We start from the raw sequence: 19,536 nt of genomic DNA, 5'->3' as shown, positions 1-19,536 counted from the left end.
AGCGGGCTTGCCCGCGATGAGGCCCTGACAGGTAACGCATAATCCACAGGCAACAAAAAAGGCCCGTATCTCGCGATACGGGCCTTTTTCGTAAGAGGGAAAAATCAATTACTTGATTTTGCCTTCCTTGTAGATCACGTGCTTGCGAACAACCGGATCAAATTTCTTGATCTCGAGTTTGTCCGGAGTAGTACGCTTGTTCTTGTCGGTAGTGTAGAAGTGACCAGTACCGGCGCTCGAAATCAAACGAATCAATTCACGCATGATTAGCTCCCTTAGATCTTGCCAGCTTTGCGGATTTCGGCCAGCACGACAGTGATGCCACGCTTGTCGATGATACGCATGCCTTTGGCAGATACGCGCAGACGCACGAAACGTTTCTCTTCTTCAACCCAGAAGCGGTGATGCTGCAGGTTCGGCAGGAAACGACGACGGGTTTTGTTGTTTGCGTGGGAAATGTTATTCCCAGTCACCGGACCCTTACCGGTAACTTGACATACTCTCGACATGCCTCAGCCCTCTAAAACCACATGCCCAACCCGGCATGGGTTGGCCGCTTAATCTCTCAGTCATTTGGCGCCAGGCGCCGCGTTTCTTTAGAGGTCTTACCGGCTACACCTACAGTGAAGGAACCGGGCCCCTAGAAAAGAGCGCTGCTTTATACCAGAAAGACTGAAGAGCAACAACAATCGGTGTGCGTTGAGTTGATAAAAACCCCATTTTTTGAGCGCCGAGCGCCTTGGATAAAGGCTATGGTCGATAACGACCACTCGTCGCACAGAAACGGCCAACCCATCAATCCGGAGCTTCCCCCGACCTCACACACCAAAATCAGTCGCCCATAGTCCCCCGAAAATGAAAAAGGGGATAGTCATTTACAAAAGAGCCCACTAGGGTAAGCCTTTTCCAGACTGCACTTGCAGATGGGCCTTCGATCTGTAAAGGAATCCGACCATGCGCCTCGCTGCCCTACCGCTGTTGCTCGCGCCTCTTCTGCTGAGCCCACAGGCCTTTGCCGCCGCGCTGAGCGTCTGCACCGAGGCCAGCCCGGAAGGGTTCGACGTGGTGCAATACAACTCGCTGACCACCACCAACGCCTCGGCCGACGTGCTGATGAACCGTCTGGTGGACTTCGATACCGCCAGCGGCAAAGTCGTCGCCAGCCTCGCAGACAGCTGGGACGTCACGCCGGACGGCCTGACGTACGTTTTTAAACTGCATCCGCAGGTGAAATTCCACCGCACCGATTACTTCAGCCCAACGCGTGACCTGACCGCCGAAGACGTGAAGTTCAGCTTCGACCGAATGCTCGACCCGGCAAACCCATGGCATAAAGTCGCCCAGAGCGGTTTCCCGCATGCCCAGTCGATGCAGTTGCCAGCGCTAATCAAGAAGATCGATGCACTGGACCCGCTGACCGTGCGTTTCACGCTCGATCACCCGGACTCGACCTTCCTGCCGACCCTAAGCATGGGCTTCGCCTCGATCTATTCCGCTGAATACGCCGACAAACTGCTGAAGGCCGGCACGCCCGAGAAGCTCAACAACCAGCCGATCGGCAGCGGCCCGTTCATTTTCACGCGCTTTCAGAAAGACGCCGCGATTCGTTACAAGGCCAACCCGGCTTACTTCCGCGGCAAGCCTTCGGTGGACCCGTTGATCTTCGCCATCACGCCGGATGCCAACGTTCGTTTGCAGAAACTGCGTCGCAACGAGTGCCAGATCGCCCTGTCGCCCAAGCCTCTGGACGTACAGGCAGCAATGAAAGAGCCGACCTTGAAAGTGGAAAAGACTGACGCGTTCATGACCGCGTTCGTCGGCATTAACAGCCAGCACCCACCGCTGGACAAGCCTGAAGTGCGTCAGGCAATCAACCTCGCGTTCGACAAGGCCAACTACGTCAAAGCCGTATTCGAAGACACCGCCGAGCCCGCCAACGGCCCGTACCCGCCAAACACCTGGAGCTATGCCAAAGGCTTGCCGGGTTATCCGCATGACATCGAGAAGGCCAAGGCATTGATGGCCAAAGCCGGGCTCAAAGACGGCTTCAGAACCACCATCTGGACCCGCCCTTCCGGCAGCCTGCTGAACCCCAACCCAAGTCTCAGCGCTCAAATGCTTCAGTCCGACCTCGCGGAAATCGGCATTCAAGCCGAGATTCGGGTGATCGAATGGGGCGAGTTGATACGCCGTGCCAAAGCCGGTGAACACGACCTGCTGTTCATGGGCTGGGCCGGTGACAACGGCGACCCGGACAATTTCCTGACGCCGCAGTTTTCCTGCGCCGCGGTCAAATCCGGCACCAACTTCGCACGCTACTGCAACCAGGAGCTGGACAAGCTGATCAGCGCCGGCAAGACCACCGGCGAGCAAGGTGTGCGTACCAAGCTCTACGAACAGGCCCAGGCACAGATCCAGCAGCAGGCGCTGTGGCTGCCGCTGGCCCACCCGACTGCTTTTGCGCTGACGCGCAAGGATGTTGAGGGGTACTCGGTCAGCCCGTTCGGCCGTCAGGACTACTCGAAGGTCAACCTCAAATAATGGCGACACCACAAAACCTGTCGCACCGCCGCTCCCACAGGGTTTTCGTTTAACCGACCGACTCTCCTACATCCACCCATACTCCGCCATGGACAGCGGATCGCCGTCACCGATGATGAAATGGTCGAGCACCCGCACATCGATCAGGTCCAGCGCCTCTTGCAGGCGCTTGGTCAATTTTCGGTCAGCCTGACTGGGGTCGGGATTGCCCGACGGATGGTTGTGGCAGAGGATCAACGCTGCGGCGTTGTGGGCCAACGCACGCTTGACTACTTGGCGTGGATAAACGCTGGTGCAATCGATGGAGCCGCGAAACAGCGATTCAAACGCCAGCACCCGATGCTTAGAATCCAGAAACAGGCAGCCGAATACCTCATGCGGCTCATGACGCAGCATCGATTTGAGGTAATCACGCACCGCCAAAGGATTCTCCAGCACTGAGTTGTGACGCAGGCGCTCAGCCAGATGACGTCGGGCCATCTCCAGCACCGCCTGCAACTGCGCAAACTTGGCTGGCCCGAGACCAAGCTCACCACTAAAGGTCCGCAGATCCGCCTCCAGCAATTTGCGCAGGCTGCCAAACTGACTCAAGAGATGTCGCGCCAGATCCACCGCGCTTTTACCGGACACCCCGGTTCGAAGGAAGATCGCCAACAGCTCGGCATCCGAAAGACTCGCCGAGCCCTGCTCCAGTAACTTTTCCCGCGGCCGCTCGGCCACCGGCCAATCGCGAATACTCATAGCACCTCCCTGGAATGTGGGCGCCGCTGTTCCATAGCGGTCGCTGTGATATCTTAGCCCATCTTTTTTGCGGGCGATTTCATCCCTGGGGAGGGGGTATCGCCATGCAGTCATCAACGAAATGAAAGGCAGACCTATGCAGCGGCTGTATCGGAAACGCATCGTTCTGGGCGTCGGCGGCGGCATTGCTGCCTATAAGAGCGCCGACCTGGTTCGCCGCCTGATCGACCAAGGCGCCGAAGTGCGCGTGGTCATGACCCGTGGCGGCAGCGAGTTCATTACTCCGTTGACCATGCAGGCCCTCTCCGGGCACCCGGTTCACCTCGACCTGCTGGACCCGGCGGCCGAAGCTGCCATGGGCCACATCGAGCTGGCCAAATGGGCCGATCTGGTGCTGATCGCCCCGGCAACGGCGGACCTGATCGCCCGTCTGGCCCAAGGCATCGCCAACGACCTGCTGACGACACTGGTGCTGGCCACCGACGCCGTGGTCGCCGTTGCCCCGGCGATGAACCAGGCCATGTGGCGCGACCCGGCGACCCAAGCCAATCTGCAATTGCTCGAAAGCCGCGGCATCAAATCCTTCGGCCCGGCCTCCGGCAGCCAGGCCTGTGGCGACGTCGGCATGGGCCGTATGCTCGAAGCCACCGACCTCGCCCAATGCGCGGCTGACTGCTTCCAGCGTCAGGCACTCACCGGCAAGCACGTGCTGATTACCGCTGGCCCGACCCAGGAAAACATCGACCCGGTGCGTTACATCACCAACCACAGCTCCGGCAAAATGGGCTTCGCCCTGGCCGAAGCCGCGGTGGAAGCCGGTGCCCGCGTGACCCTGATCACCGGCCCGGTGCACCTGCCAACCCCGGATCGCGTCACGCGCATCGACGTGGTCAGCGCCCGCGACATGCTCGCTGCTTGTGAAGCCTCAATGCCCTGCGACCTGTTTATCGCCTCCGCAGCGGTCGCGGACTACCGTCCGGAAGTCGTGGCCCCACAGAAACTCAAGAAAGACCCTACGAACGGCGACGGCTTGTTGCTACAGATGGTGCGAAACCCGGACATCCTGGCCTCCATCGCTACTCGCCCCGACCGTCCGTTCAGTGTCGGTTTCGCTGCCGAAACCGAACACCTGCTCGATTACGCTGCGCGCAAGTTGAAAGACAAGAACCTCGATTTGATCGTCGCCAATGACGTCGCCAACCCGAGCATCGGCTTCAACAGTGAAGAAAACGCCTGCAGCGTGATCGACCGTGAATTGCACGCCACACTCTTCGCCCAGACCAGCAAGAGCAAGATTGCTCGCCAACTGATCACTTTTATCGCCGAACGGCTGAACCAGGTTTAATTTACATGCACGCTTTGCAAGCCAAGATCCTCGACCCTCGCATCGGTACCGACTTCCCGCTGCCGCAATACGCCACCCCAGGCTCCGCCGGCCTCGACCTGCGCGCCATGCTGGAAAAAGACACCGTGATCAAGCCGGGTGAAACCCTGCTGATCCCCACCGGCCTGTCCGTCTACATCGGCGACCCGGGCCTGGCGGCGCTGATTCTGCCGCGCTCCGGCCTAGGCCATAAGCACGGCATCGTGCTGGGCAATCTGGTTGGCCTGATCGACTCCGATTACCAGGGTCCGCTGATGGTGTCGTGCTGGAACCGTGGTCAGACCGAGTTCAACATGGTGGTCGGCGAGCGCCTGGCCCAGTTGGTTCTGGTGCCGGTGGTTCAAGCACACTTCGAGATGGTCGAAGAGTTCGTTGAAACCGAGCGCGGTGCGGGTGGCTTCGGGCATTCCGGCAGCCATTGATCCGAAAATCACGACCCGACGCTTCATTGTGGGAGCGAGCCTGCTCGATGACGGCGGCACATTCAACACCAGTGCTGACTACCAGTACGCCGTCGCGAGCAAGCACGCTCCCTCAGGTTCGTGGCTGAAAATGCACAGCCGTCATCTGGAAGGTTTACGACTGGAAATCAAGGTATGGACCGGCCAAAGGCTCACTGAATCTGAGGGCATGGCCATTGCACACCACGAACTCTCAGTGGAAAAAGCCGTCATACCCTTCAGTTTGCGCCTGCCGACGAGTTCTTCGCCGGCAGGTCCAGCCACCTTCGAGATGGAGCATTTCCAGTAATGAGCACCCCAGCCCAAGTCGCACCCAAGTTTCCCGACAGCATCTTCCGCGCCTATGACATTCGCGGCACCGTCCCGGAATTCTTGAACGCTGAAACCGCTTATTGGCTCGGTCGCGCCATCGGCTCCCAGAGCCTGGCCCAGGACGAACCGAACGTTTCCGTTGGTCGCGACGGTCGCCTGTCCGGCCCGGAACTGGTGGAGCAATTGATCAAGGGCCTGGCCGACAGCGGCTGCCACGTCAGCGACGTCGGCCTGGTACCAACGCCTGCGCTGTATTACGCCGCCAACGTATTGGCCGGCAAATCCGGTGTAATGCTCACCGGCAGCCACAACCCGTCAAACTACAACGGCTTCAAGATCGTCATCGCTGGCGATACCCTGGCCAACGAACAGATCCAGGCCCTGCACGAACGCCTCAAGACCAACAACCTGAGCAGCGGCAAGGGCAGCATCACCCAGGTTGAGATCCTCGATCGCTACAACACCGAAATCGTCCAGGACATCAAACTGGCCCGCCGCCTGAAAGTGGTAGTCGACTGCGGTAACGGCGCCGCCGGCGTGATCGCCCCGCAACTGATCGAGGCCCTGAACTGCGAAGTCATTCCGCTGTTCTGCGACGTCGACGGCAACTTCCCGAACCACCACCCGGACCCGGGCAAGCCTGAAAACCTCGTTGACCTGATCGCCAAGGTCAAGGAAACCAACGCCGACATCGGCCTGGCCTTCGACGGCGACGGCGACCGCGTCGGCGTGGTGACCAACACCGGCAGCATCGTTTACCCAGACCGCCTGCTGATGCTGTTCGCCCGTGACGTGCTGGCGCGCAACGCCGACGCGGAGATCATCTTCGACGTCAAATGCACCCGTCGCCTGACGCCGCTGATCAAGGAATACGGTGGTCGTCCGCTAATGTGGAAGACCGGTCACTCGTTGATCAAAAAGAAAATGAAACAAACCGGCGCCCTGCTGGCCGGCGAAATGAGCGGGCACATCTTCTTCAAGGAGCGCTGGTTCGGTTTCGACGACGGCATTTACAGCGCCGCGCGCCTGCTGGAGATCCTCAGCAAAGAAAAATCCACCGCGGAAGAGCTGTTTGCGACCTTCCCGAACGATATTTCTACGCCGGAAATCAATATCCATGTGACCGAAGAGAGCAAATTCAGCATCATTGATGCTCTGCACGACGCGAAGTGGGGCGAAGGTGCCGACCTGACCACCATTGACGGCGTGCGAGTCGACTACGCCAAAGGCTGGGGCCTGGTGCGCGCGTCCAACACCACACCGGTGCTGGTGCTGCGCTTCGAGGCCGATGACGAGGCTGAATTGCAGCGCATCAAAGACGTTTTCAAAGTCCAGTTGAAGCGTGTTGCACCTGATCTCCTTTTACCGTTTTGATTTATCGAAGCGCCTTTTATTGAAGTGCCGGAGCCCTGAATGACCCTCGAACGCGAAGCCGCCGCCAACACCGCCAAGGTCCTGTCCGAAGCGCTGCCTTACATCCGCCGCTATGTCGGCAAGACGCTGGTGATCAAATACGGCGGCAACGCGATGGAAAGCGAGGAGCTGAAAACCGGCTTCGCCCGCGACATCGTGCTGATGAAAGCCGTGGGCATCAACCCGGTGGTGGTTCACGGCGGCGGCCCGCAAATCGGCGACCTGCTCAAGCGTCTGTCGATAGAGAGCCACTTCATCGACGGCATGCGCGTGACTGACGCGCAGACCATGGACGTAGTGGAAATGGTCCTCGGCGGCCAGGTCAACAAGGACATCGTCAACCTGATCAACCGTCATGGCGGCAGCGCCATCGGCCTGACCGGTAAAGACGCCGAGCTGATTCGTGCGAAAAAGCTCACCGTAACGCGCCAGACGCCGGAGATGACTCAACCGGAAATCATCGACATCGGCCAGGTCGGTGAAGTAGTCGGCATCAACACCGACTTGCTGAACCTGCTGGTCAAAGGTGACTTCATCCCGGTGATCGCGCCAATCGGTGTCGGCGCCAACGGCGAGTCGTACAACATCAACGCTGACCTGGTGGCCGGTAAAGTCGCCGAAGCGCTGAAAGCTGAAAAGCTGATGCTGCTGACCAACATCGCCGGCCTGATGGACAAGTCGGGCACGGTCCTGACCGGCCTGACCACCCAACAGGTCGATGACCTGATCGCCGACGGCACGATCTACGGCGGCATGCTGCCGAAGATCCGTTGCGCGCTGGAAGCGGTTCAGGGTGGCGTGGGTAGCTCGCTGATCATCGATGGTCGGGTACCGAATGCGATTTTGCTGGAAATCTTCACCGATACCGGTGTGGGTACCTTGATCAGCAATCGCAAGCGTCCCTGATTTATAAAGCCTTAAAAGATCGCAGCCTTCAGCGGCGCCTATGGATGTACGAATATTCCGTAGGAGCTGACGAAGTCTGCGATCTTTTTTATGCGCGCAGGAAATGCCTGACCTGACAAAGCGAAATGTCCGACATCCAGCCAGCATTAGTCCGCATAGGATCTTCCGTGAATCCACAGGAGATCTACCTCATGAAAAAAGATTACGTTCCTTACGGTAGTGATGTTTCTGCAGGCACCTTTGAATGTGTGGACTGCGGCCATCAGTATTCCGGTCCGTCCAGCGTTTCAATGCCCCCCTGCCATCATTTCGATGACTCCACTCACGCCCTTAAGGGCTGGAAGGTTCTGACCGGCCAAGGCGACGCTATGGTAGATCCGTACCCGAACAAAACCTCCAGCCCTGTCAGAAAAAAATAGCCTGGGAGGCGATGATTCATGCAGATCTCGTTCACGATTGACGCCCAGGCTTTCGAGCAGGAGCAGAAGGAACCGGTCAAAAAGACCCTGAAGATTTCCGATGGCGAAATCGCTCATGCCTTGCAACGAATTGCCAAGGCCAGCCTGACCGAGTACCTGAAGATGCTGGTCGAAGGCGGCATGCCAAGCCGGGCCGATGAAGCGAAACAGGACCGCTTGCTGTATCTGATTCAAAGCTACTTCGGGCAGACCTTGCCGACCGAATCGCAGATATCGACGATTTTCCAGCTCACTCAGAGCCAGAGCAAAACCCTGCTGAAAAATACGGTTTCACGGTTTCGCAATCAGCTGGACGAGATCCTTCAACACAGCATGAGGGCCGTGATCGAAACGGCAGAGCATGCGCAGACGGTTTACCTGGTGGTGATCAGCTCTGACGTCATCCGTGATGAGCTGAACATGCTGATCACCCAGAACGAGCCGACTTTCAAACCCATCACCAAACGCAAAGGCAGTGCCGGGCAGTTCGAAATCAGTGAAGATTCCCACGCGCTGTTGTGCCAGACACTGGGCCTGAATGCCATTCAGTGACATCGTCGCGGTCAGCGGCTTGCTGCTGACCCTGACCACCTTCATGTTCAACCTGGCGTGGCCGAGGCTGCATGAAGCGTTGGAGTTGGATGAAAACCAATCTGGCCCGCTCGCCAGAAAACGTAGCCGGGAAAAGGTAACGAACGTTTTGTTCGCCTGCGCCCTCCCTCTGACCAGCGCCTTTCTGGCGCTGTTTTACGTCAACTTGCCTGCCGCTGTGAAAATCATGGGCAGCAGCACGCTGGATCTTTGGGACTTTGACGTGGATCGCACACTTTACGTAATGGTTGTGTTTGCACTGATGGTGTTTGCGCTGTTCAACGCGCGGTTGACCCTGCGCCTGTGTGCGAAATGGTGCAGCCTGCGTTAATCGCCAGATGAAAAAAAAGCCCTGTAAAAACAGGGCCTTTTCGTTAAACGCCGAACTGTGCGCGATAGGCTTCAACCGCTGGCAAATGCTGCTTTAGCTGCGGATCGTCAGCCAGGAACTCGAGCACCTGGTTCAGCGAAACAATACTGATCACCGGAATGCCGAAGTCACGTTCCACTTCCTGGATCGCCGACAACTCGCCGTTGCCACGCTCCTGACGGTTCAGGGCGATGAGCACACCCGCCGCCTTGGCGCCGTCCTGGGAGCCGATGATCTGCATCACCTCGCGGATGGCAGTGCCAGCGGTGATCACGTCGTCGATGATCAGCACGTCGCCGGTCAACGGTGCGCCGACCAGGCTGCCGCCTTCGCCGTGAGCCTTGGCTTCCTTGCGGTTGAAGCACCATGGCAAATCACGGTCATGATGCTCGGCCAAGGCCACTGCGGTAGTCGCCGCCAAAGGGATGCCTTTGTACGCTGGACCAAACAATACATCGAACGAAATACCGCTCTCAATGATGGCTGCCGCGTAGAAACGACCCAGCTGCGCAAGCGCCTTCCCTGAGTTGAACAGGCCGGCATTGAAGAAGTAAGGACTGGTGCGCCCGGACTTCAGGGTGAACTCGCCGAAGCGCAAAACGCCGCGATCGATGGCAAAACGAATGAAATCGCGCTGATACGCTTGCATGAAAAAAACCCCAAATACCACGGATTTAGCTAATTAGGTTGACGCCGTGTATCATACACGCACGCGATTTTTGGGGCCATTTATGCGGATCATCAGTGTGAACGTCAATGGTATTCAGGCTGCAGTGGAGCGAGGTTTGCTCAGTTGGCTGCAAGCACAGAATGCCGACGTCATCTGCCTGCAGGACACCCGCGCCTCCGCCTTTGAACTGGACGATCCAGCCTTCCAACTGGATGGCTACTTCCTTTATGCCTGCGAAGCCGAAGTTCCCGCCCAAGGTGGCGTGGCTTTGTATTCGCGGCTGCAACCGAAGGCAGTCATCAGTGGTCTCGGCTTCGAGACAGCCGACCGCTACGGGCGCTACCTGCAAGCCGATTTCGATAAGGTCAGCATCGCGACCTTGCTGCTCCCTTCGGGGCAGAATGGCGATGAAGACTTGAACCAGAAGTTCAAGCTAATGGACGATTTCGCCCGTTATCTGGATAAACAGCGACGCAAACGTCGCGAGTACATTTACTGTGGCTCGCTGTACGTAGCGCAACAAAAGCTGGATATCAAGAACTGGCGCGACAGCCAGCAATCCCCGGGCTTCCTGGCACCTGAACGTGCCTGGATGGACGAGATTGTCGGCAATATGGGTTATGTCGATGCACTGCGCGAAGTCAGCCGTGAAGGCGACCAGTACAGCTGGTGGCCGGATAACGAACAGGCTGAAATGCTCAACCTCGGTTGGCGTTTCGACTACCAGTTGCTGACCCCGGGCCTGCGCCGCTTTGTTCGTAGCGCACGCCTGCCACGTCAGCCACGGTTCTCGCAACATGCACCGCTGATCGTGGACTACGACTGGACGCTGACCATTTAAGCGTCGTTTCGCAGACACAAAAAACCGACAGCAATGTCGGTTTTTTTGTGCCTGCGATTTATTTGATCAGCCGCCAGGTGAACGGATACCGGTAAGGCACCCCTTCATTGGCTTTCACGCCAGCAATGATCGTCAGCACCAGCGCACCGATCGCGAGCAAACCAAACAGGAAGAACCCGATGATCACCACCATCAACAAGAAGCAGATAGCAGAAGCAATGGCGACGGTGATCTGAAAGTTCAGCGCCTCCTTGCCCTGCGCATCGACGAAAGGGTCCATCTCGCGCTTCATCTGCCAGAGAATCAGCGGCCCGATCAGCGTGCCGAACGGTATCCAGATCCCCAGCAAGGCGGACAAGTGACAAAACATCGCCCACTGCCGAACCTCTTTGCTAGGGATGGGAAGCAGCTCTTGCTCGTCACTCATAACGTCCTCCTTGCCTGGAGCGGTTCCGATCAGTCGGCCAGTGCAGCCTTTTGCAGCTCGAAGATTTCGCTCATGCCTTTCTTCGCCAGCTCAAGCATAGCGTTCAGCTCTTCAGGCTGGAACGGTGCGCCTTCGGCAGTGCCCTGAACTTCGATGAAACCGCCCGTGCTGGTCATCACCACGTTCAAGTCAGTCTCGGCAGCCGAGTCTTCCAGGTAGTCGAGGTCAAGCACCGGCTCGCCCTGATACATGCCCACCGAAACGGCAGCGATCATTTGCTTCAGCGGGTCGCCGCCTTTCAGGCCGCCACGCTTCTTGATCACTTTCAAGGCATCGACCAATGCAACCATGGCGCCGGTGATGGACGCGGTGCGGGTGCCGCCGTCAGCCTGGATCACGTCGCAGTCGACGTACAGGGTGACGTCGCCTAGCTTGGACATGTCCAGAGAAGCGCGCAGGGAACGACCGATCAGACGCTGGATTTCCAGGGTGCGGCCGCCTTGTTTGCCGCGGCTCGCTTCACGCTGGTTACGCTCGCCAGTGGCGCGCGGCAGCATGCCGTATTCAGCGGTCAACCAGCCTTGGCCTTGACCTTTGAGGAAACGCGGCACGCCGTTCTCGACGCTGACGGTGCAGATGACTTTGGTATCACCGAACTCGACCAGTACAGATCCCTCGGCGTGTTTGGTGTAGTTGCGGGTAATGCGGATCGAGCGGAGCTGATCGGCAGCGCGACCACTTGGACGTTTCATAGGGAATACCTGTACGGGGGACGGAAAACTGCGGAGCATTATAGAGCCGCAGGGCCGCGAGTGGGCACTTCTAAAAAATCCCCCGACGACTGAAGGCCCGCAATAGCGCTTTACCGACGGCCTGCAGCCCTTTGTCACGCCGTGTGTTTGGGCGCATTCGTCCCACTGCGCTACAATCCTGCGCCTTTGCTGCCTCTGGGCTTAAATTCATATAGATCAGGCCTGCGAAACCTTTGGTAACGCATGAACCTGCATTGCGAGGTACCTCCATGGTGCACAGCATGACCGCCTTCGCCCGCGTCGAGAAAGCCGGCGCCCAAGGCACCCTTAGCTGGGAACTGCGCTCGGTCAACAGCCGCTACCTGGAGCCGCACCTGCGTCTGCCGGAGTCGTTTCGCGACCTCGAAGGCGCGGTCCGCGAGGCCCTGCGCCAGGGAATCTCCCGGGGCAAGCTCGAATGCACCCTGCGCTTCACCGAAGAAAACACCGACAAACCGCTGCAAGTTGATCGCGAACGCGCCGCGCAACTGGTCGCTGCCGCCGAGACGATTGCCAGCCTGATCAAAAATCCGGCAGCGCTGAATCCACTGGAAGTTCTCGCCTGGCCCGGCGTGCTGGTGGGCGACGCCACTGACCCGCAAGCCTTGAATGCCGAAGCACTCGCACTGTTCAACGAATGCCTGAAAGAACTCAAGGCCGGCCGCGAGCGCGAAGGCGCGGAGCTGGCGCGGTTGATCAACGAACGACTGACCTCTATTGAAGAAGACGTGGTGACCCTGCGTGAACTGGTCCCGCAGATGCTCGCCACCCAGCGCCAGAAAGTCCTCGACCGTTTCGCCGACATGAAGGCCGAGATGGATCCGCAACGGCTGGAGCAGGAAATGGTCATGCTCGCGCAAAAAAGCGACGTCGCCGAAGAACTGGATCGCCTGAGCACTCACATCATCGAAGTTCGCCGGGTGCTCAAATCCGGCGGCGCTGCCGGTCGGCGCCTGGACTTCCTGATGCAGGAACTCAACCGCGAAGCCAACACACTGGGCTCCAAAGCCTTCGACCCGCGCAGCACCCAGGCGGCGGTCAACCTCAAGGTGTTGATCGAGCAGATGCGCGAACAAGTGCAGAATATTGAGTAAGGCAAACCCGACATGACCCACAGCACTGGCACCCTGTACATCATTTCTGCACCTTCGGGCGCGGGCAAGAGCAGCCTGGTCAAGGCCCTGACCGACGCCGATCAGGAGATCCGCGTCTCCGTCTCCCACACCACCCGCGCCATGCGCCCCGGTGAAGTGAACGGCGTGAACTACCATTTCGTCTCGCGCGAAGCGTTCGTGAAGATGATTGAACATGGCGATTTCCTTGAGCGCGCCGAAGTCTTCGGCAACCTCTATGGCACTTCTCAAAGCCACCTGCAGCAGATTCTGGACGAGGGCCACGACCTGATTCTGGAAATCGACTGGCAAGGCGCCGAACAAGTGCGCAAGTTGATGCCACAAGCCCGCTCTATCTTCATTCTGCCGCCGTCCCTGCAGGCCTTGCACCAGCGCCTGACCAATCGCGGCCAGGACAGCGACGAGATCATTGACGGCCGGATGCGCGAAGCCGTCAGCGAGATGAGCCATTACGTCGACTACGACTACCTGATCATCAACGACGATTTCGCCCACGCGCTGAAGGATTTGCAGGCGATTTTCCGTGCCAATCAGCTGCATCAGAAGCGTCAACAGCAGCGTCACGGAAAACTTTTGGCTGAATTGCTCGGCTAAACCGCTCTTCCCAAAACCGCTGCAAGGGCTTTACATTGCTACTTGCAGCGCGTTGAAGGGCTTGGTCAAAAAATCAGCGCTTCCCTAAACGCTGGTGATTTTTTAAACTGTTGAGTCCGCTCGCCCAACCGGGCAGCGCGCATATTGCATTCGCTCCGAGGAATACCATGGCCCGCGTAACCGTTGAAGATTGCCTAAACCACGTGGAAAACCGCTTTGAGCTGGTCATGCTGTCTACCAAGCGTGCCCGTCAACTGGCCACCGGCGGCAAAGAGCCACTGGTTCAGTGGGAAAACGACAAGCCTACCGTTGTAGCCTTGCGTGAAATCGCTGAAGGCCTGATGAGCTACGAGTTCATCGCCAACGCTGAAATCGTCGAAGACGAACCGCTGTTCGCAGCGTTCGAGGACGAGTCCAACGAGGCAGTCTAAGCCATGCCTGGTCGACGTAGCACGGCGCGGGGTCACAGCGAACGGCAGGATTCATCATGCCGAGCATAGACGCCCTCGCCGATCGCTTATCGACCTACCTCGGCAAGGACCAGGTCAACCTGGTCCGCCGAGCGTACTTCTACGCCGAACAAGCCCACGACGGCCAACGCCGCCGTAGCGGTGAGGCGTACGTCACGCATCCTCTTGCAGTGGCGAATATTCTTGCCGACATGCACATGGACCATCAGAGCTTGATGGCAGCCATGCTGCATGACGTGATCGAAGACACCGGTATTGCCAAGGAAGCGCTGCAAGCGCAATTCGGCGAAACCGTGGCCGAACTGGTCGACGGGGTCAGCAAACTGACCCAGATGAACTTCGAGACCAAAGCCGAAGCCCAAGCCGAAAACTTCCAGAAAATGGCCATGGCCATGGCGCGCGACATTCGCGTGATCCTGGTCAAACTGGCCGACCGCCTGCACAACATGCGCACGCTGGAAGTCCTGTCCGGCGAAAAACGCCGACGGATCGCCAAGGAAACCCTGGAAATCTATGCGCCCATTGCCAACCGGCTGGGCATGCACGCCATCCGCATAGAGTTCGAAGACCTCGGCTTCAAGGCGATGCACCCGATGCGTTCGGCGCGGATCAACCAGGCGGTCAAACGCGCCCGGGGCAACCGCAAGGAAATCGTCAACAAGATCGAAGAGTCCCTCAGCCACTGCCTGGCGATTGATGAAATCCAGGGCGAGGTCAGCGGACGTCAGAAACACCTCTACGGCATCTACAAGAAAATGCGCGGCAAGCGTCGGGCTTTCAACGAGATCATGGACGTCTACGCGTTTCGGATCATCGTCGACAAGGTCGATACCTGCTACCGCGTGCTGGGTGCTGTGCATAATTTGTACAAACCGTTGCCGGGGCGCTTCAAGGATTACATCGCGATTCCCAAGGCCAACGGCTATCAGTCGCTGCACACCACATTGTTCGGCATGCACGGTGTTCCGATCGAGATCCAGATCCGCACCCGCGAAATGGAAGAGATGGCCAACAACGGCATCGCCGCCCATTGGCTGTACAAATCCAGCGGCGACGAGCAGCCAAAAGGCACACATGCCCGCGCCCGCCAGTGGGTCAAAGGCGTGCTGGAGATGCAGCAACGGGCCGGCAACTCGCTGGAATTCATCGAGAGCGTGAAGATCGACCTGTTCCCGGACGAGGTCTACGTGTTCACGCCCAAAGGCCGGATCATGGAGCTGCCCAAAGGCTCCACGGCGGTCGACTTCGCGTACGCGGTGCACACCGATGTGGGCAACAGCTGCATTGCCTGTCGGATCAATCGACGTCTCGCACCGCTGTCCGAACCCCTGCAAAGCGGCTCCACGGTCGAGATCGTCAGCGCACCCGGCGCTCGTCCGAATCCGGCGTGGCTCAATTTCGTGGTCACCGGCAAGGCACGGACTCACATCCGCCACGCACTGAAACTGCAACGCCGCTCCGAGTCCATCAGCCTTGGCGAACGTCTGCTGAACAAGGTCCTCAACGGTTTCGACAGCTCGCTGGAAAAAGTCCCGGCCGAGCGCGTCAAGGCGATGCTTACCGAGTACCGCCTCGAACTGATCGAAGACCTGCTCGAAGACATTGGCCTGGGCAATCGCATGGCCTACGTGGTCGCCCGCCGACTGCTGGGTGAAGGCGAACAGCTGCCGAGTGCCGAAGGCCCGCTGGCGATTCGCGGCACCGAAGGCCTGGTGCTCAGTTACGCCAAGTGCTGCACACCGATCCCGGGCGATCCGATTGTCGGCCACCTGTCTGCGGGCAAAGGCATGGTCGTGCACCTGGACAACTGCCGCAACATCAGCGAAATCCGCCACAACCCGGAAAAATGCATCCAGCTCTCGTGGGCCAAGGATGTCACCGGCGAATTCAACGTCGAGCTGCGCGTCGAGCTGGAACACCAGCGTGGCCTGATCGCCCTGCTGGCCAGCAGCGTCAACGCGGCTGACGGCAATATCGAAAAAATCAGCATGGACGAACGCGATGGTCGCATCAGCGTGGTCCAACTGGTGGTCAGCGTGCACGACCGCGTACACCTGGCCCGCGTGATCAAGAAACTGCGTGCACTGACCGGGGTGATTCGCATCACCCGTATGCGTGCCTAAGCCAACTATTACAAGGAGTCATTCATGACCAAGACTGTTATCACCAGCGACAAGGCCCCGGCCGCCATCGGTACTTACTCCCAGGCGATCAAGGCTGGCAACACCGTTTACATGTCGGGTCAAATTCCTCTGGACCCAAAAACCATGGAACTGGTTGAAGGCTTCGAAGCCCAGACCGTCCAGGTGTTCGAGAACCTCAAGGCCGTGGCCGAAACTGCCGGTGGTTCGTTCAAAGATATCGTCAAACTGAACATCTTCCTCACCGACCTGAGCCACTTCGCCAAGGTAAACGAGATCATGGGCAAGTACTTTGACCAGCCTTATCCTGCACGCGCCGCCATCGGTGTAGCGGCCCTGCCAAAGGGTTCGCAGGTTGAAATGGATGCCATTCTGGTCATCGAGTAATGCGTACGGCGCAGTCCTCAGCAGGACTGCGCTGACTTCGTTCTGAAAGGATTCCACCATGCGCCAAGCGCTAGCTCTCTCGCTGCTCGCCCTACTCCTGGGCGGTTGTGCCAGCAACCCTGCCGACCGTGACATCAGCGGCACCTGGATCAACCAGGTGGCGATCAATGCTGCATCCAAAGGCGCCCCCCTGCGTGAAGCGCTCCAGGCTTATGGCCCGAATCTGGAATGGGACGTCAACACCAAGGCCGGCCAGGCTCGCTACACCAATGGTTTTGAAAACGTCGAAGGCAAGCTGCTGGGCGAAGAGTCCGGCGCCTGGAAAGTCGACTTTTATGGCAGCTCCGCCAGCGAGCTGAAGCGTGATGGCAAGCAACTGAGCCAAACCGCCAGCGACAACGAACCGGAGCAGGTCTTTGACCGCGCACTGATTCCTGTGCCGGACGGCGCGCCGATGGGCGCCAGTTTCGAACGTGCGCTGTATTCGTCCTACATGGGCGGCAGCTGGAAAGTCGTCAGCGGCCCCGGTGAAGGCAACACGGTGCAATTCCAGGCTGACGGTCAGGTTGCCGGTCTGCCGGGTGCGGATCGCTATGCCCTGTGTCTGGCGGGCGATTGCGCGTCGATGAGCGGCGGTAACGACAACATGTGGTTGCAACTGAACGGCCAGGGCAATACCTGGATCTTTGCGCGCAAGGGCAAGGAGCTGGAGATTCTCCAGGCGGTAAACACGGCGCAGGCAGACGAAATGCCTCAGTTCACGCCGGGTGAGCGCAAGTGGTTGCTGGAAAAGCAGTAACCCGGCTCTGAAGCCAACAGATAACCCTGTGGGAGCGGCGGTGCGGCGATCCCACAGTTGTTTTAGGGTGTATGGGGGTCAGCAGCGTCCTTCGAGAATGGCGGCGTAGCCTTCTCGATAGCTTGGGTACTTTGGCGTCCAGCCTAGGGCCTTCGCCCGTGCATTGCTGCATTGCTTGCTGCCTGTGCGCCGCACGCTCGCGTCGTCAGCCCACTCCGTCACGCCCAGATACTCGCGCAACCACCCCACCACTTCGGCCAGCGGCGCCGGCGCGTCGTCCACGCCAATGTAGATGTCATCTAACGCAACCCCGCGTCGATCCGCTTCAAGCAGAAACGCCATCAATCCCGCCGCATCGTCAGCGTGAATACGGTTGCCATACAGCGGCGGGTCAACGGCCACGCGATAGCCGCGACGCACCTGCGTCAGCAGCCACTCGCGGCCGGGGCCGTAAATGCCGGTCAAGCGCACGATGCTGGCCGGGATGCCGCTCTGGAGTGCAACTTGCTCGGCCTCCAGCATCAATCGACCCGAGTAGCCTGATGCAATGGTCGGCGAAGTCTCGTCGACCCACTCGCCCTCCTGCTGCCCATACACACTGCTGCTGGAAACGAACAGCAGACGATTGGGCACTTGCCCGTAGTCGTTCAGCCATTCCAACACGTGCTGCAAACCCTGGACATAAGCGGCGCGGTAACCGGCCTCATCGTGATCGGTGGCGGCGGCGCAATACACCAGATAATCCACCGCACCGATGGGCCAGGTCACCGGGCAGTCTTTATTGAACAAGTCGCCAGCAACGCCAATCACACCCTTTGGCACACGCGAGACATCACGCCGCAAGCCGTGAACCTCCCACCCGCCAGCCAATAATTGCGTGGCCAGACGACTACCAACATCACCGCAGCCGGCGATCAAAACAGAGGGCGCGGACATCAGAAAACTCCCATTGGAAAGGCACAGACTAGCGCTGGCAATGGACGAGCGGCTAGTAATGCGGGAAAAAAAGATACTCTATTACTTCTGTTAACAAGAATTATTTGCAATAATGCCCGCCACTTTTGTTCTCGGCCTCACGAGGCCTGGAAGAGCATCTACCGTTTTCTTTTCTCAGGTCCGGCCAGCATGACACGCAATCAATTCCCCGCTTCGCCAACCAAACGACCTCGCGCCTGGAGCGCGGTGGCCGCCCTGCTGCTCAGCCTGATGCTGGCGCCAACCGCCGCTTTCGCTGACGCACAAGCACCAGCCGCCCCGGCTGCCACTGCGGCTCCAGCTCCAGCTCCAGCTCCAGCCGATCACGCGGCACCGGCCGTTACCCCGACCACAACCGACCCGGCCCAAGCCGTGGACACCCTCGCCGAAGACGCTCCTGAAGTCCTCGAAGCCGACAACACCCTGGGCATGGCCCACGACCTGTCGCCGTGGGGCATGTACCAGAACGCCGACATCATCGTGAAAATCGTGATGATCGGCCTGGCCATCGCGTCGATCATCACCTGGACCATCTGGATCGCCAAGGGTTTCGAGCTGATGGGCGCCAAGCGTCGTCTGCGCACTGAAATCGCCCACCTGAAAAAGGCCACCACCCTCAAAGAAGCCAGCGCTACCGCCACCAAGCCCGGCACCCTCGCCAATTTGCTGGTACACGACGCGCTGGAAGAAATGCACCTGTCGACCAACAGCCGCGAGAAAGAAGGCATCAAGGAACGCGTCGCCTTCCGCCTCGAGCGCCTGGTTGCAGCCTGCGGTCGCAACATGAGCAGCGGCACCGGCGTACTCGCCACCATCGGTTCTACCGCGCCGTTCGTCGGCCTGTTCGGCACCGTGTGGGGGATCATGAACAGCTTTATCGGCATCGCCAAAACCCAGACCACCAACCTTGCTGTCGTGGCCCCCGGCATTGCCGAAGCCCTGCTGGCGACTGCGTTGGGTCTGGTTGCAGCGATTCCGGCCGTTGTGATCTACAACGTTTTCGCCCGCTCCATTGCCGGTTACAAGGCGCAAGTATCGGACGCATCGGCAGAAGTCCTGCTGCTGGTCAGCCGCGACCTCGACCACCAGCCTGAGCGCAGCTCGCAACCGCACATGGTGAAAGTGGGGTAA

Annotated in this window: 23 protein-coding genes and 1 pseudogene; 17 read left to right on the top strand and 7 right to left on the bottom strand. The window is 58.9% G+C overall.

The annotated features are described in order from the left end of the window. Window positions 1-108: 108 nt before the first annotated feature. Window positions 109-264 (bottom strand): 50S ribosomal protein L33, encoded by a 156-nt coding sequence (gene rpmG, locus FQ185_RS03015; RefSeq protein WP_095057645.1) that lies wholly within the window; start codon window positions 262-264, stop codon window positions 109-111. 11 nt (window positions 265-275) lie between these two features. Further along, window positions 276-509: a 50S ribosomal protein L28 gene (gene rpmB, locus FQ185_RS03010; RefSeq protein ID WP_007894701.1), complete on the bottom strand. Its 234-nt coding sequence runs from the start codon at window positions 507-509 to the stop codon at window positions 276-278. Between the two features lie 445 nt (window positions 510-954). On the opposite strand from rpmB, the gene FQ185_RS03005 reads away from it, so the two are divergent. Next, complete coding sequence (locus FQ185_RS03005; protein WP_149416186.1) at window positions 955-2,541, top strand: ABC transporter substrate-binding protein; 1,587 nt, start codon at window positions 955-957, stop codon at window positions 2,539-2,541. 66 nt (window positions 2,542-2,607) lie between these two features. Here FQ185_RS03005 and radC read toward each other — a convergent pair whose 3' ends face one another. Then, window positions 2,608-3,282 (bottom strand): DNA repair protein RadC, encoded by a 675-nt coding sequence (gene radC, locus FQ185_RS03000; protein WP_149416185.1) that lies wholly within the window; start codon window positions 3,280-3,282, stop codon window positions 2,608-2,610. 136 nt (window positions 3,283-3,418) lie between these two features. Here radC and coaBC point away from each other — a divergent pair, with 136 nt between their 5' ends. The 8 genes and pseudogenes from coaBC (at window position 3,419) to FQ185_RS02960 (ending at window position 9,138) form a co-directional block, all read left to right on the top strand. Further along, a complete protein-coding gene (gene coaBC / locus FQ185_RS02995; protein ID WP_149416563.1) occupies window positions 3,419-4,627 on the top strand; it encodes a bifunctional phosphopantothenoylcysteine decarboxylase/phosphopantothenate--cysteine ligase CoaBC in 1,209 nt (402 codons plus the stop codon). Window positions 4,628-4,632: 5 nt separating this feature from the next. Further along, on the top strand, window positions 4,633-5,088 hold the full coding sequence (gene dut, locus FQ185_RS02990; RefSeq protein ID WP_149416184.1) for a dUTP diphosphatase: 456 nt from the start codon (window positions 4,633-4,635) through the stop codon (window positions 5,086-5,088). Continuing rightward, a complete protein-coding gene (locus FQ185_RS02985; RefSeq protein WP_149416183.1) occupies window positions 5,039-5,416 on the top strand; it encodes a hypothetical protein in 378 nt (125 codons plus the stop codon). Before dut ends, FQ185_RS02985 begins: the two co-directional genes overlap by 50 nt. After that, window positions 5,410-6,813 (top strand): annotated as a pseudogene (locus FQ185_RS02980) (phosphomannomutase/phosphoglucomutase); the annotation flags it as partial. The gene FQ185_RS02985 and the pseudogene FQ185_RS02980, both read left to right, overlap by 7 nt. A 39-nt stretch (window positions 6,814-6,852) precedes the next feature. Further along, window positions 6,853-7,758, top strand: a complete 906-nt coding sequence (gene argB / locus FQ185_RS02975) for an acetylglutamate kinase (RefSeq protein WP_109626724.1) — start codon at window positions 6,853-6,855, stop codon at window positions 7,756-7,758. 191 nt (window positions 7,759-7,949) lie between these two features. After that, window positions 7,950-8,177, top strand: coding sequence for a hypothetical protein (locus FQ185_RS02970; RefSeq protein ID WP_149416181.1), 228 nt, complete (start codon window positions 7,950-7,952; stop codon window positions 8,175-8,177). 18 nt (window positions 8,178-8,195) lie between these two features. Further along, complete coding sequence (locus FQ185_RS02965; RefSeq protein ID WP_149416180.1) at window positions 8,196-8,768, top strand: hypothetical protein; 573 nt, start codon at window positions 8,196-8,198, stop codon at window positions 8,766-8,768. Continuing rightward, a complete protein-coding gene (locus FQ185_RS02960) occupies window positions 8,755-9,138 on the top strand; it encodes a hypothetical protein (protein WP_149416179.1) in 384 nt (127 codons plus the stop codon). The genes FQ185_RS02965 and FQ185_RS02960 overlap by 14 nt, the downstream gene beginning before the upstream one ends. 43 nt (window positions 9,139-9,181) lie before the next feature. Here FQ185_RS02960 and pyrE read toward each other — a convergent pair whose 3' ends face one another. After that, window positions 9,182-9,826, bottom strand: coding sequence for an orotate phosphoribosyltransferase (gene pyrE / locus FQ185_RS02955; protein WP_149416178.1), 645 nt, complete (start codon window positions 9,824-9,826; stop codon window positions 9,182-9,184). 82 nt (window positions 9,827-9,908) lie between these two features. Here pyrE and FQ185_RS02950 point away from each other — a divergent pair, with 82 nt between their 5' ends. Then, on the top strand, window positions 9,909-10,688 hold the full coding sequence (locus FQ185_RS02950) for an exodeoxyribonuclease III (RefSeq protein ID WP_007934608.1): 780 nt from the start codon (window positions 9,909-9,911) through the stop codon (window positions 10,686-10,688). Window positions 10,689-10,746: 58 nt separating this feature from the next. On the opposite strand, the gene FQ185_RS02945 is transcribed toward FQ185_RS02950, so the two are convergent. Together FQ185_RS02945 and rph are read right to left on the bottom strand one after the other, a co-directional pair. Next, window positions 10,747-11,115 (bottom strand): DUF4870 domain-containing protein, encoded by a 369-nt coding sequence (locus FQ185_RS02945; protein ID WP_149416177.1) that lies wholly within the window; start codon window positions 11,113-11,115, stop codon window positions 10,747-10,749. Between the two features lie 29 nt (window positions 11,116-11,144). Continuing rightward, a complete protein-coding gene (gene rph, locus FQ185_RS02940; RefSeq protein ID WP_046045041.1) occupies window positions 11,145-11,867 on the bottom strand; it encodes a ribonuclease PH in 723 nt (240 codons plus the stop codon). A gap of 269 nt (window positions 11,868-12,136) precedes the next feature. On the opposite strand from rph, the gene FQ185_RS02935 reads away from it, so the two are divergent. The 6 genes from FQ185_RS02935 (at window position 12,137) to FQ185_RS02910 (ending at window position 17,430) form a co-directional block, all read left to right on the top strand. Further along, entirely contained in the window at window positions 12,137-13,000 is an 864-nt protein-coding gene (locus tag FQ185_RS02935) for a YicC/YloC family endoribonuclease (RefSeq protein ID WP_149416176.1), read from the top strand. 12 nt (window positions 13,001-13,012) lie between these two features. After that, the gene (gene gmk / locus FQ185_RS02930) at window positions 13,013-13,633 is read left to right on the top strand and encodes a guanylate kinase (RefSeq protein WP_149416175.1); all 621 of its coding nucleotides are present in this window, start codon (window positions 13,013-13,015) and stop codon (window positions 13,631-13,633) included. Window positions 13,634-13,800: 167 nt separating this feature from the next. Further along, window positions 13,801-14,064 (top strand): DNA-directed RNA polymerase subunit omega, encoded by a 264-nt coding sequence (gene rpoZ / locus FQ185_RS02925; protein ID WP_007894670.1) that lies wholly within the window; start codon window positions 13,801-13,803, stop codon window positions 14,062-14,064. Between the two features lie 56 nt (window positions 14,065-14,120). Next, window positions 14,121-16,226 carry a bifunctional GTP diphosphokinase/guanosine-3',5'-bis pyrophosphate 3'-pyrophosphohydrolase gene (gene spoT / locus FQ185_RS02920; protein ID WP_149416174.1) on the top strand — a complete coding sequence of 702 codons (2,106 nt, stop codon included), beginning with the start codon at window positions 14,121-14,123 and terminating at the stop codon, window positions 16,224-16,226. A gap of 24 nt (window positions 16,227-16,250) precedes the next feature. Further along, a complete protein-coding gene (locus FQ185_RS02915; protein WP_149416173.1) occupies window positions 16,251-16,631 on the top strand; it encodes a RidA family protein in 381 nt (126 codons plus the stop codon). Between the two features lie 58 nt (window positions 16,632-16,689). Beyond that, a complete protein-coding gene (locus FQ185_RS02910) occupies window positions 16,690-17,430 on the top strand; it encodes a hypothetical protein (RefSeq protein WP_149416172.1) in 741 nt (246 codons plus the stop codon). A 78-nt stretch (window positions 17,431-17,508) separates the two neighbouring features. On the opposite strand, the gene FQ185_RS02905 is transcribed toward FQ185_RS02910, so the two are convergent. Beyond that, window positions 17,509-18,366: an SDR family oxidoreductase gene (locus FQ185_RS02905; RefSeq protein WP_149416171.1), complete on the bottom strand. Its 858-nt coding sequence runs from the start codon at window positions 18,364-18,366 to the stop codon at window positions 17,509-17,511. Window positions 18,367-18,555: 189 nt separating this feature from the next. Here FQ185_RS02905 and exbB point away from each other — a divergent pair, with 189 nt between their 5' ends. Beyond that, complete coding sequence (gene exbB, locus FQ185_RS02900; RefSeq protein WP_149416170.1) at window positions 18,556-19,536, top strand: tonB-system energizer ExbB; 981 nt, start codon at window positions 18,556-18,558, stop codon at window positions 19,534-19,536.

Origin of the sequence: Pseudomonas sp. ANT_H12B, assembly GCF_008369325.1 — a bacterium.
Classification (GTDB): Bacteria; Pseudomonadota; Gammaproteobacteria; order Pseudomonadales; family Pseudomonadaceae; genus Aquipseudomonas.
Note: the sequence above shows the minus strand (reverse complement) of the source record. Positions and strands in the feature narration are given on the sequence as shown.

Coding starts and splice junctions, on each gene's coding strand:
- FQ185_RS02970 (WP_149416181.1), top strand. CDS start 7,950: ATGAAAAAAGATTACGTTCCTTACGGTAGTGATGTTTCTGCAGGCACC.
- argB (WP_109626724.1), top strand. CDS start 6,853: ATGACCCTCGAACGCGAAGCCGCCGCCAACACCGCCAAGGTCCTGTCC.
- FQ185_RS02935 (WP_149416176.1), top strand. CDS start 12,137: ATGGTGCACAGCATGACCGCCTTCGCCCGCGTCGAGAAAGCCGGCGCC.
- FQ185_RS02965 (WP_149416180.1), top strand. CDS start 8,196: ATGCAGATCTCGTTCACGATTGACGCCCAGGCTTTCGAGCAGGAGCAG.
- FQ185_RS02945 (WP_149416177.1), bottom strand. CDS start 11,115: ATGAGTGACGAGCAAGAGCTGCTTCCCATCCCTAGCAAAGAGGTTCGG.
- rph (WP_046045041.1), bottom strand. CDS start 11,867: ATGAAACGTCCAAGTGGTCGCGCTGCCGATCAGCTCCGCTCGATCCGC.
- FQ185_RS02950 (WP_007934608.1), top strand. CDS start 9,909: ATGCGGATCATCAGTGTGAACGTCAATGGTATTCAGGCTGCAGTGGAG.
- rpmB (WP_007894701.1), bottom strand. CDS start 509: ATGTCGAGAGTATGTCAAGTTACCGGTAAGGGTCCGGTGACTGGGAAT.
- rpoZ (WP_007894670.1), top strand. CDS start 13,801: ATGGCCCGCGTAACCGTTGAAGATTGCCTAAACCACGTGGAAAACCGC.
- exbB (WP_149416170.1), top strand. CDS start 18,556: ATGACACGCAATCAATTCCCCGCTTCGCCAACCAAACGACCTCGCGCC.
- dut (WP_149416184.1), top strand. CDS start 4,633: ATGCACGCTTTGCAAGCCAAGATCCTCGACCCTCGCATCGGTACCGAC.
- pyrE (WP_149416178.1), bottom strand. CDS start 9,826: ATGCAAGCGTATCAGCGCGATTTCATTCGTTTTGCCATCGATCGCGGC.
- coaBC (WP_149416563.1), top strand. CDS start 3,419: ATGCAGCGGCTGTATCGGAAACGCATCGTTCTGGGCGTCGGCGGCGGC.
- FQ185_RS02910 (WP_149416172.1), top strand. CDS start 16,690: ATGCGCCAAGCGCTAGCTCTCTCGCTGCTCGCCCTACTCCTGGGCGGT.
- FQ185_RS02905 (WP_149416171.1), bottom strand. CDS start 18,366: ATGTCCGCGCCCTCTGTTTTGATCGCCGGCTGCGGTGATGTTGGTAGT.
- radC (WP_149416185.1), bottom strand. CDS start 3,282: ATGAGTATTCGCGATTGGCCGGTGGCCGAGCGGCCGCGGGAAAAGTTA.
- FQ185_RS02960 (WP_149416179.1), top strand. CDS start 8,755: ATGCCATTCAGTGACATCGTCGCGGTCAGCGGCTTGCTGCTGACCCTG.
- FQ185_RS02915 (WP_149416173.1), top strand. CDS start 16,251: ATGACCAAGACTGTTATCACCAGCGACAAGGCCCCGGCCGCCATCGGT.
- gmk (WP_149416175.1), top strand. CDS start 13,013: ATGACCCACAGCACTGGCACCCTGTACATCATTTCTGCACCTTCGGGC.
- rpmG (WP_095057645.1), bottom strand. CDS start 264: ATGCGTGAATTGATTCGTTTGATTTCGAGCGCCGGTACTGGTCACTTC.
- FQ185_RS03005 (WP_149416186.1), top strand. CDS start 955: ATGCGCCTCGCTGCCCTACCGCTGTTGCTCGCGCCTCTTCTGCTGAGC.
- spoT (WP_149416174.1), top strand. CDS start 14,121: ATGCCGAGCATAGACGCCCTCGCCGATCGCTTATCGACCTACCTCGGC.